The organism is Psychrobacillus soli (genome assembly GCF_006861775.1).
In the GTDB taxonomy this organism is placed as follows: domain Bacteria; phylum Bacillota; class Bacilli; order Bacillales_A; family Planococcaceae; genus Psychrobacillus; species Psychrobacillus soli.
Genome location: NZ_VDGG01000032.1, coordinates 28,276 through 44,628 on the forward strand (window position 1 = coordinate 28,276; position 16,353 = coordinate 44,628).

Sequence of the window (16,353 nt, forward strand, 5' to 3'; positions counted from 1 at the left end):
AGCCGTTACGTTGCGCATTTATAAATTTGTGAGAAACTTTTTATAGTTTGGAGAAGTTAACCGCTCGATATCTGCTCAGAAAGCGAGCAGTAAGCTATTCTTTTTATTCAGAAAAGGTTTTAATCATTAGAATATGTGGAATACCATCTTCCATAAATACATCTGATGAAGTTTGATAACCAAGTTTTACATAAAAACCTTCTGCATGTGTTTGACCATGTAATTTAACTTTAGACAATCCCATCTCTTTTGCCATCTCTTCTAGCCCACTAATAATTACTTTTCCAAGACCAAATTTACGATAATTCTCTAAAATACAAATTCTCTCCAATTTTCCTAATCCATCCACTGTTCTTAATCGACCAGTTCCAACAGGTTGTTCCTCATAATAGACTAAAATATGCTCGCATTGTCCATCAAGTGTATCGAATTCATCAAATTCAGCATCTATTGGTACACCTTGTTCTTTTACAAATACTTCTTTTCTAATATGAAACGCTTTTTGTAAGTCGCTATCTACTGTTATTCTTTTGGAATTCACTAATATTCAGTCCTTTTCTTAAGTTAATTAGACAAGCAGGTAGACTCAAGTCATAATCTATTTATAAGTGTAAGTGAAATTATTTTTGATGTAAATAAAACAACAGACTAGGAACAATCAGATTTTTGTTTGGAGGAATAGAGTTGAAATTAGTATCTTGGAATGTAAATGGATTGCGTGCATGTGTCCAAAAAGGTTTTTTAGAATATTTTAATGAAGTGAATGCAGATATCTTTTGTTTACAGGAGACAAAATTACAGGAAGGGCAAATAGATTTGCAGTTAGAAGGGTATGAGCAATATTGGAATTATGCATTGAAAAAGGGCTATTCTGGAACTGCTGTGTTTACGAAAGTAAAGCCACTGTCTGTGAAATATGGTGTTGGGGATTTAGAGACAGAAGATGAAGGACGAATTATTACGCTAGAGTTTGAAGACTTTTTCTTAGTGAATGTCTATACACCAAATGCAAAGCGTGATTTAACGAGACTTCCTTATCGTTTGGAATGGGAAGACACGATGCGTACATATTTGAAAACCCTAGACGAAGTGAAGCCAGTCATTATGTGTGGAGATTTAAATGTTGCACATGCAGAAATAGATTTGAAAAATGCTAAGTCTAATAGAGGAAACTCTGGTTTTACGCTGGAAGAACGAGGGAAAATGACGGATTTACTAGCAGCTGGTTTTGTGGATACTTTCCGCTATTTTTATCCAGATAGTGAGGATGCTTTTTCTTGGTGGTCCTATATGAATAAAGTGAGAGAGCGGAATATTGGATGGAGAATTGATTATTTCATTGCATCCAAAAGACTGGCATCTGTCTTAAAGGGTGCTTCCATTGATGCGAATATACTTGGAAGTGATCATTGTCCAGTTATTTTAGAATTAGAGAATTTATCATAGTCGTGTGAACTATTCATTATATTATGAGAAAAGCTACAATACTTTAACAAAATAGAGTACAATATTTCTAAATCAACTTACTGGAGGTACCAATAGATGAATGCTTTAGCCGTGCAATTAAATGAAAAAATGCAAAAAGAAAGTCCCGCTATTTTTGATATGCTATCCGATTTAGGAAAGAACTTATTTTATCCAAAAGGGATATTAAGTCAAAGTGCAGAAGCAGGGAAAAAAGCACATCGCTTTAACGCAACAATTGGAATCGCAACGGAGAATGGAGAACCGATGCATTTCCGTCATATACAAGAAAAATTAGGGTACGCTCCAAAAGATATTTACCCATACGCAGCTCCACAAGGAAAAGAATTATTACGTTCCATTTGGAAAGAGAAATTATTAACAGATAACCCTTCTATGCAAAACAAATCAATTGGCTCGCCAATTGTAACTAGCGCATTAACGCATGGTTTAAGTATCGCAGCAGATTTGTTTATGAACCCTGGTGATGTGCTTATAACGCCGGAGCAATATTGGGGTAACTATAATACAGTATTCCAGATTAGAAGAGGCGGTCGTGTTGAAACGTTCCCATTATTCAATGAACAGAATGGTTTTCATGTAGAAGCATTCCGTGAAACATTAGCGAAACAAAAAGAAAAAGCGATTGTGTTATTAAACTTCCCGAACAATCCGACTGGCTATACACCATCGATTAGTGAAGCACAAGCAATTGTTCAAGTATTAATAGATGTTGCCGCTTCTGGAACTAAATTAGTTGTATTATTGGATGATGCTTATTTTGGCTTATTCTACGAAGACTCGATTAAGGAATCATTATTCGGATTATTAGCAGAAAGCCATCCAAATATTTTACCGGTGAAAATTGACGGTGCAACGAAAGAAAACTATGTATGGGGATTACGCGTTGGATTTATTACTTACGCTGCAACGCCTGATGTATTAGATGCGTTAGAACAAAAAACAAAAGGAATTATTCGTGGAACGGTTTCGAGCGGTTCTCATATTTCTCAAACAATTCTGTTGGAGTCTTTACAGTCGGAAGAATTTTTAAAAGAAAAAGAAGAGAAATTTGAAATTATGAAAGCCCGTGCAATTCAAACAAAGCAAGTGCTTGCGAATGAAAAGTTTGCTCCTTACTGGACATACTATCCATTTAACTCTGGCTATTTCATGTGCTTGAAGCTAACTAATTTGGATGCAGAAACACTTCGCCTTCACTTATTAGATCAATACGGTGTAGGAGTTATTGCAAGCAATAAAACCGACATTCGTGTAGCATTTTCATGTGTGGAAGAAACGGATATTGAAGAGCTATTTGAGCTGATTTATCAAGGGTGTCAAGACTTAACAAAATAAATAATCGTAAAACTGTTCTAGAGTTAAATCTCTTGGACAGTTTTTTTATGTTTAAGTAAATGTAAGCGCTGACATTTATTCAGAATCCTAATCATAAACTAGTGAAATGGCAATTTTATAGTTTGAGGGGGAATTAAAATGAGAGGTGAACGTATATCCGTATGGGCTAAATTTTTTATCGGAAGTATTATTGCTCTAGTAACAATTCTTATGCTTTATTTAGTAGCTGATAAAGAGAAAGAGGAAGTATCCGAATTCGCTACGATAACTGTAAAAGAAGAACCAGTAGATGAATCTAAAGGGGAAGTTAAAACAAACGAGTCCGCTACCGATGAAGCTACAGAAGGTGAAACAGTAAGTAGCGTAGATGCTGGTCTAGCGCTTTACACAAATAGTTGTATTGCTTGTCACGGCAATCAAGGAGCGAATGGACAGAATGGATCAAATCTGCAGGATAGTAAGTTCGCAGAAAGTAGAGAAAATGTGATAGATCGAATAACAAACGGCGGTGCAACTATGCCACCGTTTAAAGATTCGTTAACTCCCGAAGAGATTGAAGCGATAGCAGACTATATCGTGACGGTCGTTTCTCCTATAGGCGGGGAATAGTGAAGTGAAAAGAAACCAGCCATGATTTGAGGTGGCTGGTTTCTTTATGGAGATTTGCGCAGTATAGGGAAAAAGCGTTGCCATCCCGGCCGCCTTTTGGCGTACGTAGGGATGACTCATTTGCCCACTGAGGAACAAAGGCTAAAAACGCCACATCGTGTGGCAACGCCTTCGTGACCAACATCCTGTTGGACTCTGCAGGAGTCGACGCCTGCAGTGAAATTCAATGGAAAATACTAACTTATCAGTGTCCGAAATTAACAATAAGTGGTTGAACGAGACAATGTACACCTCGAACGCGACAAACTAGTCGAGCAGATGCCGGCCAGGCGAGTTAGGCGGGCTTTTAGGCATATTATTCCTATAATATGTCGAAATCATGGTCGTCTCAATCCAAGTAAACTTGCTATTGTAAGAAATTAATTGCTTTCATTGGCAATTTAGTTGCTCTTATGCCGATTTTAGTTGCTTTCGTACTGAAATTAGTTGCTTTCAATAGCTTTTTGATTGCCCTTAGCCATTCTTTGGAATTTATTAATAAATAACTACATAATTTTGGAATTTTGCTCGACGATGTGAGACCCTGCTAGAGCGTTAGCGACGTGGCGGCTCGTCACTCGCCCGGCGGAAATATAGCGGTCTCCTTATTGAGCCTACTACGACGCATTATCCCTATTTTATGAAGGTAGCTATAGTTTATTTATCCAAGAAAAAGGGGAAATAGTGTATACTAGATTCAATCGTTATGAGTTAGAAGTTATGGAGAAGGGGATCATGATGAAAAAAAATTATCCAGACGACGGTTTAGCTTTACATACTGATTTATACCAAATTAATATGGCGGAATCTTATTGGGCAGATAATATGCATGAAAGAAAAGCAGTATTTGAATTATTTTTCCGAAAGCTTCCGTTTGGGAATGGCTACGCTATTTTTGCAGGACTAGAAAGATGCCTTAAATATTTACAGAATTTTCATTTTACCGAAAGTGACTTAGATTATTTGCAAAATGAGGTTGGCTATCAAGCGGACTTTATCGATTACTTGCGGACAGTTCGTTTTACTGGTGACGTTTATTCGATGGTAGAAGGGGAATTAGTATTTCCAAACGAGCCGATTATGCGTATCGAATCGACATTAGTGGAAGCACAGCTAGTGGAAACTGCACTTTTAAATATCGTGAATTATCAAACGCTGATCGCTACAAAAGGATCCCGTATTAAACAAGTAGTAAAAGATGAAGTTGCGATGGAGTTTGGGTCTAGACGTGCACAAGAAATGGATGCGGCTATTTGGGGAACTCGCGCAGCGTATATAGGTGGAATTGAATCTACTAGTAATGTACGTGCAGGAAAATTGTTCGGTATTCCTGTTTCTGGAACGCATGCACATTCTTTAGTACAAGCGTACAAGAGCGAGTACGAAGCCTTCCATTCATATGCTAGACGTCATAAAGACTGCGTATTTTTAGTAGATACTTATAACACGTTAAAAACAGGGGTTCCAACTGCGATAAAAGTAGCCAAAGAACTTGGTGATAAAATTAATTTCATCGGGATTCGCCTAGATTCTGGTGATATTTCATTTCTTTCGAAAGAAGCGAGAAAGATGCTAGATGCAGCAGGTTTTCCGAATGCTAAAATTATCGTTTCAAATGATTTAGATGAATATACGATATTAAACTTAAAGGCTCAAGGGGCAAAAGTGGATAGTTGGGGTATTGGAACGAAGCTTATAACGGGTTACGATCAGCCTGCGCTTGGAGCGGTATATAAAATTGTTTCTATCGAAGATGAAGCTGGAACAATGCAGGACACGATTAAAATTTCTTCTACAACAGAAAAAGTAACCACACCTGGTGAAAAGAAGCTTTACCGAATTATTGACAAAGAAAATGGTAAAGCAGAAGGTGATTACATTACGATGCACGACGAAGACCCAACGCATGAAAAACGATTGAAAATGTTCCATCCGGTACACACTTTTGTATCGAAATTTGTGACGAACTTCGAAGCGAAAGAATTGCATGTAAAAGTTATTGAAGATGGGCAAGTTACGTATAAAATTCCGGATTTACATGAAGTTCGAGAATATGCGCACAATAATTTAGATTTACTTTGGGACGAATATAAACGTTCGCTTAACCCAGAGGAGTATCCAGTCGATTTAAGCCAAAAATGTTGGGACAATAAAATGCGTAATATTCAAGAAGTAAAAGAAATGGAACATAATCTTATTGAGCAAAATGGAGGTCTGTAATTATGGCTACAATGCAACAAGAGATTATTAATGCGTTAAAAGTAAAACCAGTTGTTAATATCGATGAAGAAATTCGAACTAGCATTGATTTCATGAAGGCGTATTTAAAAAAACATCCTTTTATGAAAAGTATGGTGCTAGGAATTTCAGGAGGTCAAGACTCTACGTTAGTAGGGAAGCTTGCGCAACTCGCAGTAGATGAGCTAAATGAAGAAGCGGGCGCGGAAGTTTATGCATTTATCGCGGTAAGCTTACCGTACGGAGTTCAATTTGATGAGCATGAGCGTCAAGATGCATTAGACTTTATCCAACCATCTAAATCAGTCACGATCAATATTAAAGAGGCAGTCGATGCAAGTGCACGAGCGCTTAATGAAGCGGGTATTACGTTATCCGATTTTGCAAAAGGGAATGAAAAAGCAAGAGAACGTATGAAAGCTCAATATTCGATTGCTGCTATGTATAATGGCGTGGTACTTGGAACAGATCATGCAGCGGAGGCTGTCACTGGATTTTATACAAAATACGGGGATGGTGGTGTCGATTTAACTCCGATCTTCCGTTTGAATAAAAGACAAGGAAAGCAATTACTAAAGCAACTCGGTTGCCCAGAGCATTTATATTTGAAAGTACCGACTGCAGATTTAGAAGAAAATCGCCCAGCACTTCCCGATGAGGTGGCACTAGGTGTGACATATGATGAAATTGATGATTATTTAGAAGGTAAAATGGTATCTAAGGAATCACAAGAAAAAATAGAAGGTTTCTATAATCGCTCTATGCATAAGAGACATATGCCGATCACGGTATTTGATGATTTTTGGAAATAATAATCGTAAGCCGACCCGTTTAATAAAAGATGGATCGGCTTTTCTTATTTGTTTTATTTTGTAATTTTCGGTATGCTAAATGAGTATTATATTAATTTTCAAACTAATCTTTTAATAGAATGTACCGGGGGAAAACAAATGACGGAACAATTGCAAATTCAATCTATTATTACAAACATAGAAAAAGTGATGATCGGTAAAAAGAATATAGCAGAGCTTGCAGTAATAGCACTTCTTGCGGAAGGGCATGTGCTTCTAGAAGATGTACCGGGTGTTGGAAAAACGATGATGGTACGGGCACTTGCTAAATCAATCGGTGCCGATTTTAAAAGGATTCAATTTACGCCGGATTTATTGCCATCCGATGTATTAGGAGTTTCCATTTACAACCCAAAAGAGATGGAATTTGAATTTAGAGCTGGGCCAATTATGGGGAATATTATATTGGCAGATGAAATAAATCGTACTTCACCTAAGACACAATCCGCACTCCTCGAAGGAATGGAAGAGGCATCCGTCACAATAGATGGAATAACTATGCCAATAGCTAAGCCGTTTTTCGTCATGGCTACACAAAATCCAATTGAGCATGAAGGGACATACCCACTACCAGAAGCACAGCTAGATCGATTTTTACTGAAATTGAAAATGGGGTATCCGCAGCCGAGTGAAGAAATAGAAATACTCGATCGGGTAGAAAAATTAACGCCGATTGAGCATATAGAATCTGTTATTTCGCTGGAACAATTAATAAATTTACAAAAACAAGTGAAAATGGTGAAAGTAGATCAGACGATGAAAGGATATATTGTAGATCTAGCAAATAGAACGAGACAAGATACTTACATTTATCTAGGGGTAAGTCCTAGGGCTTCCATAGCACTAATGAGAGCTGCCCAAAGTTATGCAATGCTCCAAGGAAGGGATTTCGTCATACCGGACGATATTCAATATTTAACTCCCTTCGTTTTTGGGCATCGTGTTATCCTCAGACCGGAAGCTAGATACGATGGGATTTCCACGGAGGAAGTATTAGCTCGAATTATTAATCGAACACCGGTCCCATATAAGAGGAAAGTAAATCAATGAAAAAACGATTAAAACGATTACGACGGTTTAAAGGTTTTGTTGGTATTATGTTTCTTCTAATCGTAACGTTCGTTTATGCCATGTTTCAAGGTGGATTTGTTAGTTGGTTTTTATTTTATTCATTAATCCCCCTTTCTATCTACTCTTTGCTTTTATTTTTTTATCCACTTTCTAAGTTGGAAGTAGGTAGAACAATCGAAACTCGTAAAGTATTTAGTGGGGGAAGGTTTTCAGCAACTATTCAAGTAAAAAGAAATAATCATTTTCCGCTTATGTATGTAAAGTTTGAAGAAAAGGTTAGTCCAACTCTAGCACATATCCATTCTCGGAAACGAATGATTTTTTGGGGGATGAAAAAAGAGTTTAGCTGGACATACGAAATTGATCATATTCCTCGTGGGGAGCATGTACTAGAAGGACTAACAATTCAAGTAAGTGATTTATTTGGATGGGTAAAAAAAGAGGTATCTATTTCCAATCCTAAAACGGTACTTGTGTTTCCCAATGTCACAGAAATGGTATATGTCCCTATTGAAACGAGATACGACCAAGGTGCAGCCGCATCTAGAATTCAAACGATGAAAGACACTTCCATGGCGACAGGTATACGAAACTACCAACCGGGTGATCGGGTTTCTTGGATTCACTGGAAGTCCTTTGCTAGAACGCAAACACTTAAAACGAAAGAGTTTGAAGACCGTCAATCTCAAGGTTTATTCGTCTTGATGGACCGGACACCAGCTGACTGTTTTGAAGAAATGGTCGATTTAACTGCCTCTATTTTACAAGCAATCGTGCGTCACCAGGCATCTAGTGCATTTTTGTCGCTAGGTGAAAATCGTTTTTTTATTCCAGCTGTTCAAAGTGAAAACCAGTTACAACGGGTACTTTATCATTTAACGAAAGTGCAACCGGATTTAACGAAGTCAATAGAACAAGCCATGTTACATGACGGGGCATTGGCGCAAGCAACTTCTCTTTTATATGTCACAAGTAATCTTACATATGAATGGATAGAAAGTATTCAAAAAACGGCAAGTAATTTACGTGTTTGTACATGCTTTGTTGTCAAACAAAAAGATGCAAAGTTACTGAAAGAGGAACAAATCCTACATCAGTTTGCTGCTAGTAGGGGAATACGGGTTCATACTATTTCAAAAGATCGTTTTGCCCAAGCGTTTTTGGAGGTGACTCGTTCATGAGTAAAAAAACAGGGTTATCCTTTTTTATTTATTTTTCTGTATTTGTTTTAATGGCTGAATGGTTAAAGCCGGTGATTGAGTTAACGGATACTGATCATTTGTATTTATTTACTGTGTTTTTATTGATCTCTTTTTTATTTTACTTCGTGAGGTTGAAATGGTATTATGCAGCACCATTAAAATTAGTTTTAATTTGTTGGGTTATTATTTCTATTTATACGGATCTTTCGTTTTTTTCTTTGGATACTTTTTCTTATTTAATAGAAGCCCTTCGTGTGAATTTAACTGCATTAGTTACATGTGAATGGTTAGAGGTAACGGATCCTTTTCGAACATTTTTATTTTTTTTACTGTTGTGGATGACTACGTATTTATTAAATTATTGGATTCGTGTTAGAAAAAATATACTGCTATTTTTCATTCTTACCATTTTATTTATTACCATTTTAGATACTTTCAGTCCATATAATGGAGAGAAGAGTATTGTCATTGCATTAATATCGGGATTTGTCGCAATGGGGTTGTTATATGCACAAAAAATTGGGAGTGAAAATAAAGAGCATGTAAAAGCCTCTTTTTTACTTGGTAGTATAGGAAGTCTGATCGGAATACTTGTCTTCAGCGGAACATTGGCAGTTATTTTACCAAAAGCTGGTCCAAGTTGGCCCGATCCAGTACCGTTTCTAACTTCTGCAAAACCAACTACTTCTAATGTAGAGGGGGGAACTGGAACTGGAAGTGGAGGGCATCGTAAAGTTGGATATGGAGAGAATGATGAAAACTTAGGCGGAGCATTTGTCGCGGATGATTCGCCAGTTTTTACAGCCGCTGTACCAACCAAGCAATATTGGAAAATTGAAACTAAGGATACGTATACTTCAAAAGGATGGATTCAATCCAATACAGAAGCACAAATTAGTAGTTACAATGTAGGGGAAATAATTCAATCCGATATTACACCAGGCGAGGAAGAGAGAACGGCGATTGCACGCATCTCCATGCTGCAGGAATATCCTTTTGTCATGCAGCCTTATGGCATTAAGCGGGTAGATGCGTTAGAGCCGTTCACTCTATCGTGGAACGAAACAAATCAAAAAATCTCTACATTCAATGGCGGTAGCACCGTGCCTATTCAGAATTATGATGTTGCTTATAGTGAGCCCGTCTATAGTTTAAAAGCTCTTCGAAATACGAAAGTTGAAAGTTTAGATAGTCTTACAACTGAGTTTGATCGATACCTACAACTACCAGAGACTTTGCCGAATAGAGTGCGAGAGTTAGCTACTTCTATTACAGATGGGGACGAAAGCTTATATGAAAAGGCAAAATCTATTGAACGATACTTCAGGCAAAATGGCTTTCGCTACGATCAGCAATTAGCATCGATACCAGAAGGAGATACGGATTACGTCGATCAGTTTTTATTTGATACGAAGGTAGGCTATTGTGATAACTTTTCAACTTCTATGGTTGTTTTGCTTCGTTCAGAAGGAATCCCAGCGCGTTGGGTGAAAGGCTTTGCGCCAGGGGAGATTGTACAAAGAGAAGATAGCGTACCTGTTTATGAAATAACGAATAATAACGCGCATTCGTGGGTCGAGGCATATTTTCCTAATATAGGCTGGATAACTTTCGAACCTACCATCGGATTTTCCAATAGTGCAAACTTTAACTATGATTTAGATATTCAAACGGATGAGTTAGAAGCTCAAACACCGACACCAACTCCGACTCCTCCGAAACCAAAGCCGGAGACAGAAAGAGCAGAGGTTTCTGAAAAGTTCACAGAAGCAATGAGTAACAGTGTCAAATGGGTATTAGACAGAAAAGCTTTATTTACATGGTCAATCATCGGACTAGCCTTTATCGGTTTAATCGCTTATCGCTTTAGACGCAAATGGTTATCGAACGTGCTAATTCCTGTATTTCGCGTAAGAAAAAATGATTGGGATACGTTTGAAAAAATGTATCATCAATTACTTAAACAGCTTCATTCATACGGCTATGGGAAAGAACAGGGTCAAACATTAACGGATTACGCGATACAGATCGATAGCTATTTTGGCGGTAATCATATGAGGAAGTTGACAAGTGCATACGAAAAAGGATTTTACGGTGGTAATAAAAAAGAGCTTGACTATCCGACGATGAGAGAAAGTTGGGAAAATTTAATCAATCAGTTAAGCAGTTGATTTTAAGAGTCACAACCTGTAAACTAAAGTCAAATTAAATTGACCAAGTTGCCCTCGTATATGTCCGATAATATGGTTCGGATGTCTCTACCAAGTTACCGATAATAACTTGACTATGAAGGTGAATGCAATCATGTCTTTTTTGGACAAATGCATTCACCTTTTTGAAGTAGAGAACATAAACGCGTAGAAAGAGGTTTGCTTTCTTACGCGTTTTTTTATTCTAGTTAACGCACTTGGATCACTAATAGAGAAAAGGTGGATGCTAATGTCTTCAACTCCATTGTTGAAAGAACAAGAAAAAATTGTCGTATTAGATTTTGGTAGTCAATACAACCAACTAATCACACGTCGTATTCGTGAATTTGGAGTGTATAGTGAGTTACACCCACATACAGTAACAGCGGAAGAATTGAAGAAAATGAATGCTACAGGAATCATTTTTTCTGGTGGTCCGAACTCTGTATATGATGAAAATGCATTTCATATTGACCCAGCGATTTATGACATTGGTGTTCCGATTTTAGGTATTTGTTATGGGATGCAATTAATGTCGCAACATTTCGGTGGGAAAGTGGAAAAAGCTTCTCATAGAGAATATGGTAAAGCGGAAATTGACGTAAAAAATGCTACGGCTTTATTTGGACAACTTCCTGCAAATCAAGTTGTATGGATGAGTCACGGTGACCATGTAACATTAGCCCCAGAAGGATTTGAAATAATTGCAACGAGCCCTTCTTGTGAAGTTGCTGCAATGGCAAATGAAGCGAAGAATTTATACGCTGTTCAATTCCACCCAGAAGTAAGACATTCTATTTACGGAATCGATTTACTCCGTCAATTCGTATTCGACATTTGCCATGCTAAAGGCGACTGGACAATGGAAAGCTTCGTAGAAATGGAAATCGAAAAAATTCGCGCGGAAGTTGGCGACAAAAAGGTTCTATGTGCACTTAGTGGTGGAGTAGATTCCTCAGTAGTTGCTGTTCTAATTCATAAAGCAATTGGTGACCAATTAACTTGTATGTTCGTTGACCACAACTTAAACCGAAAAGGTGAGGTTGAACAAGTGATGAAGACCTTCACGGAAGGTTTTAATATGAAAGTGATTAAAATTGATGCTCGTGAGCGTTTTATGAATAAACTTGCAGGGGTCTCAGATCCGGAAAAGAAACGTAAAATTATTGGTAACGAATTCATCTACGTATTTGATGAAGAAGCTTCTAAATTAGATGGTATGGATTTCTTAGCGCAAGGTACTCTTTACACAGATATTATTGAATCTGGTACTGCAACAGCTCAAACAATTAAATCTCACCATAATGTAGGTGGACTTCCTGAAGATATGCAGTTCAAGTTAATCGAGCCATTAAAAACATTGTTTAAAGACGAAGTGCGTGCACTTGGTTTAGAGCTTGGTCTTGATGAAGCAATCGTTTGGCGTCAACCTTTCCCAGGTCCGGGATTAGGTATCCGCGTTCTTGGTGAAATAACAGAAGAAAAATTAGCAATCGTTCGTGAATCAGATGCAATTCTTCGCGAAGAAATCGCAAAAGCAGGACTTGATCGTGATATTTGGCAATACTTCACGGTGCTACCTGACATTCGTAGTGTTGGAGTAATGGGCGACGCTCGTACGTATGACTATGCAATCGGTATTCGCGCAGTAACTTCTATTGATGGTATGACTTCTGACTGGGCACGTATTCCATGGGATGTGCTTGAAAAAGTAAGTGTCCGTCTAGTTAATGAAGTTCCGCATATTAACCGCGTACTGTATGATGTAACGAGTAAACCACCAGCGACGATTGAGTGGGAATAATTAATAATAGCCTAGCATCCTTGTTGTAAAAGGATGTTAGGCTGTTTTTTTATGAACTAGCTAGTACAGATAAATAAATGGCAATGCTTCCATCTGTTTTATAAACTTCAAAATCAGTTGTATATGCCCTTGGTAAATCACTATTCCAAATATCACTCCAAGCTTTACCTACACCGCTTAAGTCTTTAGATTTCACTTCCCAAATATAATATTCTCCATTTTCGATAGAGATATTATCATCTCCATGTTTTTCCTCCGTTCCAATCAGAAAGTCAAAGTCGCCGGTATAATCACTTTCATAGTTACTGTAAACTGCGTAAATATTACCTTGTACTTGATTTTTAAGAAATTCCTCCCACGTCTTTGAGAATATACTTCCATTGTTATTGTTTGCCCTAACTGTATTGCCGTAAATCACTTTCGTAAAAAAACTTTCTTTCATTTGAAATCTCCACCCTTCTAAGGAGAATATATCATCGTAAATATGACAACTGGTTGTCATCATTAATTTTTTTGTGGATTTTATTTAACTCAATGAAATATTCTTCTTTCAATTCATCTGGTTTTATCACATCTACTGAGTTACCGAACATTAGTAAAAAAGGTATTATGTTTCTATTTCTATCGTATTTGAAAGTGACCTTAATATTATTAAGAAGTACTTCAATTTCCTCGTCCAAGAAAAAATCATATAGCTTTCCTAATTGGTCTTTATGAAATATTAACTCGACTTGCTCATAAATAGATGTTGAGTTAAATTCTTTTCTTTCCATTGTGATGCATGCTTCATCTAATATTAAAAATTCTCTAATCCGTGTGAGCTTGAATATTCTACTATCATTTCTTTTTTCACAATAACCTAAGATGTACCAACTGCCGTCCGTTAAATTAATACTATAAGGAGAAATCACTCTGTTGGTGATTTCGCCATTCAATGAGATGTACTTGATTTTCATTTTTTTTTGATGAGTCACAGCTGCTCTTAAAGTTTTTAGTTTCTCTTTTGTTTCTATTTCGATTTCTTTTCTATGTAAGGTAGGGGAGTAGAAAGTAAAGTTATCATAGGAACCTTCATCTCCTTTTAAATTTTCTAATTTGCCAATGAGTATTTGGTTATCCTCTTGCAATATAGTATGTTGGAGTCTTAAAGCTTCTATAATCTTTTGTTTCTCCTTATCGGAAAACAAATATTTATCCATTTTGTAGGAAGGTATCAATCCTATGCCCCCATATCGACCGTGAATTGTTACGACCGGAAGCCCTGATATCGCCAACGATTCAACATCCCTATAAATAGTTCTTTTGCTGACTTCTAGCTTATTAGCTAATTCATCTGCTGAAACTATTTCTTTGTTTAGTAAGATGACTAACATGGATAACAATCTTTCAATTTTCATCATAATGTGCACTCCTTCTATGAAATTTTAATAGGAAACGTCAAAAATACGAATTATTATATACTTTTCAATTAAAATGTTCGGTTTTTGTATTGATTTTTAAAGAGTATAATGTTATATTACTATCATAATTTAATTGTGTTGTCGTATAACGTTGGGAATAAGGCCCAAAAGTCTCTACCGAATCACCGTAAATGATTCGACTACGATGAGTGGAAAGTAGTTTTCTTTCACTTATTAGAGATTGTTAAGCATACGACCGTGTCAATACTGGTCGTATGCTTTTCTTTTTTGGTTGTACGGACAAAAAAATGGAGGAACTTATGAAAAAGTATTTCAAATTTGAAGAACTGGGTACAAACTATCGTCGAGAAATCATAGGTGGTTTAACAACATTCTTAGCAATGGCTTATATTCTAGTAGTAAACCCATTAACATTATCTCTCGAGACTGTACCTGGTCTACCAGATTTCATGTATATGGACAAAGGTGCTGTATTTACTGCTACGGCGATCGCGGCAGCAATTGGTTCTATATTAATGGGTGTTTTAGCGAGATATCCAATAGCATTAGCACCAGGAATGGGACTAAATGCGTTCTTCGCTTATACGGTAGTATTAACATACGAAATTCCTTGGCAAATTGCTTTAACAGGTGTTTTATTTTCAGGCCTTATATTTATAGTTCTTTCGCTATCAGGAATTCGTGAAACAATTATTAACGCCATTCCAGCTGAGTTGAAATATGCAGTTGGTGCAGGTATCGGTTTATTTATCACTTTCATTGGATTACAAAATTCTAAAATTATCGTTAGTAATCCAGACATAATTGTATCATTAGGAGATTTATCAAATCCTAACGTTCTATTAACAATCTTTGGTTTAGTGCTTACAGTTGTGATGATGGTAAAAGGTATTAAGGGTGGTATTTTCTACGGTATGTTAATCACTGCTATCGGAGGTATGATTTTTAGTTTAGTTCCAATACCAGATGCAGTAGTTGGAAGTATCCCAAGCATGGCTCCAACATTCGGAGCAGCTTTTGATGCAATTTTCAATGATCCAGCAGCTTTGTTAACAACTCAGTTTTTAGTTGTTGTTCTTACATTCTTGTTTGTCGATTTCTTTGATACTGCAGGTACTTTAATCTCCGTAGCTAACCAAGCAGGTTTAATGAAAGAAGATAAACTACCACGTGCAGGTAAAGCATTGCTTGCAGACTCAATTGCAACAGTAACTGGAGCAATATCAGGAACATCAACAACTACTTCTTATGTGGAATCTACAGCAGGTGTTGCAGCAGGTGCACGTACTGGATTAGCGGCAATAGTGACAGGGGTTTTATTCTTACTCTCATTATTCTTCTATCCTGTGCTAAGTGTAATCACTTCCAATGTTACAGCTCCGGCGTTAATTATAGTGGGGGTATTGATGGTATCATCTCTAGGTCGAATTGATTGGAATAAATTCGAAATTGCAGTTCCGGCATTCTTCGTTATTATTGCAATGCCGTTAACGTACTCCATTGCAACTGGTATCGCAATTGGATTTATCTTCTATCCAATCACGATGATCGTAGCAGGACGGATTAAAGAAGTTCATCCGATTATGTATGGCCTTTGGGTAATATTCCTTTGTTATTTTATTTTCTTATAATAGAACGTAATGAAAAGAGAGGCCTAGTGTCTCTCTTTTTAATTGAAAAAAATGTAGATAGAAAGAGAATACTAGCGAAAGAAGGAATGGATGTAATATGAGTTCGAAGTAGATAACGCAAGGGTTTTAGTGCTGTTTAAACTATATAAAGTTATTAGTTGAATTTATCTGAATAAAATGTTATTATCTTTTTATACCTTTTTGTCGAATAAAGTGTTGACGAAGTCTAGAAAACGATGTTAAGATACAGAGGTCGCCAAAACAAGACGACAAATTAAACAACATGAACATTGAAAACTGAACATGCAAAACGTTAAGAAATATAACTTGAAAGATTAACTTCGGTTAACTTGATAGCAAAACAATTTTGACATCATTTAATGATGATGCCAGCAAAACAAAATGAGCTTTTTAAGTTCTCTATTATGGAGAGTTTGATCCTGGCTCAGGACGAACGCTGGCGGCGTGCCTAATA

General features: G+C 36.9%; 13 protein-coding genes and 2 riboswitches. Of the genes, 10 read left to right on the plus strand and 3 right to left on the minus strand.

The window, feature by feature from the left end; translation table 11 throughout:
* Positions 1-103: 103 nt before the first annotated feature.
* Positions 104-541 carry a GNAT family N-acetyltransferase gene (locus FG383_RS14390; RefSeq protein ID WP_142608089.1) on the minus strand — a complete coding sequence of 146 codons (438 nt, stop codon included), beginning with the start codon at positions 539-541 and terminating at the stop codon, positions 104-106.
* Between the two features lie 143 nt (positions 542-684).
* Here FG383_RS14390 and FG383_RS14395 point away from each other — a divergent pair, with 143 nt between their 5' ends.
* From FG383_RS14395 to guaA, 9 genes are all read left to right on the plus strand, one after another.
* Positions 685-1,446: an exodeoxyribonuclease III gene (locus FG383_RS14395; protein WP_142608090.1), complete on the plus strand. Its 762-nt coding sequence runs from the start codon at positions 685-687 to the stop codon at positions 1,444-1,446.
* A gap of 96 nt (positions 1,447-1,542) precedes the next feature.
* The gene (locus FG383_RS14400) at positions 1,543-2,823 is read left to right on the plus strand and encodes an aminotransferase class I/II-fold pyridoxal phosphate-dependent enzyme (protein WP_142608091.1); all 1,281 of its coding nucleotides are present in this window, start codon (positions 1,543-1,545) and stop codon (positions 2,821-2,823) included.
* A 138-nt stretch (positions 2,824-2,961) separates the two neighbouring features.
* On the plus strand, positions 2,962-3,432 hold the full coding sequence (locus tag FG383_RS14405) for a c-type cytochrome (protein WP_142608092.1): 471 nt from the start codon (positions 2,962-2,964) through the stop codon (positions 3,430-3,432).
* A gap of 777 nt (positions 3,433-4,209) precedes the next feature.
* Entirely contained in the window at positions 4,210-5,691 is a 1,482-nt protein-coding gene (locus tag FG383_RS14410; protein ID WP_142608103.1) for a nicotinate phosphoribosyltransferase, read from the plus strand.
* 2 nt (positions 5,692-5,693) lie between these two features.
* Positions 5,694-6,521, plus strand: coding sequence for an ammonia-dependent NAD(+) synthetase (gene nadE / locus FG383_RS14415; protein WP_142608093.1), 828 nt, complete (start codon positions 5,694-5,696; stop codon positions 6,519-6,521).
* 138 nt (positions 6,522-6,659) lie between these two features.
* Complete coding sequence (locus tag FG383_RS14420; protein ID WP_142608094.1) at positions 6,660-7,610, plus strand: AAA family ATPase; 951 nt, start codon at positions 6,660-6,662, stop codon at positions 7,608-7,610.
* Positions 7,607-8,812 (plus strand): DUF58 domain-containing protein, encoded by a 1,206-nt coding sequence (locus FG383_RS14425; RefSeq protein WP_142608095.1) that lies wholly within the window; start codon positions 7,607-7,609, stop codon positions 8,810-8,812. Before FG383_RS14420 ends, FG383_RS14425 begins: the two co-directional genes overlap by 4 nt.
* Positions 8,809-11,004, plus strand: a complete 2,196-nt coding sequence (locus tag FG383_RS14430; protein WP_142608096.1) for a DUF4129 domain-containing transglutaminase family protein — start codon at positions 8,809-8,811, stop codon at positions 11,002-11,004. Before FG383_RS14425 ends, FG383_RS14430 begins: the two co-directional genes overlap by 4 nt.
* 34 nt (positions 11,005-11,038) lie before the next feature.
* Positions 11,039-11,140, plus strand: a riboswitch (purine riboswitch).
* A gap of 132 nt (positions 11,141-11,272) precedes the next feature.
* Positions 11,273-12,826, plus strand: coding sequence for a glutamine-hydrolyzing GMP synthase (gene guaA, locus FG383_RS14435; RefSeq protein WP_142608097.1), 1,554 nt, complete (start codon positions 11,273-11,275; stop codon positions 12,824-12,826).
* Positions 12,827-12,875: 49 nt separating this feature from the next.
* Here the strand turns inward: guaA and FG383_RS14440 are convergent, their stop codons facing one another.
* Positions 12,876-13,268 carry a GyrI-like domain-containing protein gene (locus FG383_RS14440; protein WP_142608098.1) on the minus strand — a complete coding sequence of 131 codons (393 nt, stop codon included), beginning with the start codon at positions 13,266-13,268 and terminating at the stop codon, positions 12,876-12,878.
* A 31-nt stretch (positions 13,269-13,299) separates the two neighbouring features.
* A complete protein-coding gene (locus FG383_RS14445) occupies positions 13,300-14,226 on the minus strand; it encodes a helix-turn-helix transcriptional regulator (protein WP_142608099.1) in 927 nt (308 codons plus the stop codon).
* A 121-nt stretch (positions 14,227-14,347) separates the two neighbouring features.
* Positions 14,348-14,449: riboswitch (purine riboswitch) on the plus strand.
* 97 nt (positions 14,450-14,546) lie between these two features.
* Between FG383_RS14445 and FG383_RS14450 the strand changes: the two genes are divergently transcribed.
* Positions 14,547-15,878 (plus strand): NCS2 family permease, encoded by a 1,332-nt coding sequence (locus FG383_RS14450; protein ID WP_142608100.1) that lies wholly within the window; start codon positions 14,547-14,549, stop codon positions 15,876-15,878.
* Positions 15,879-16,353: the final 475 nt, after the last annotated feature.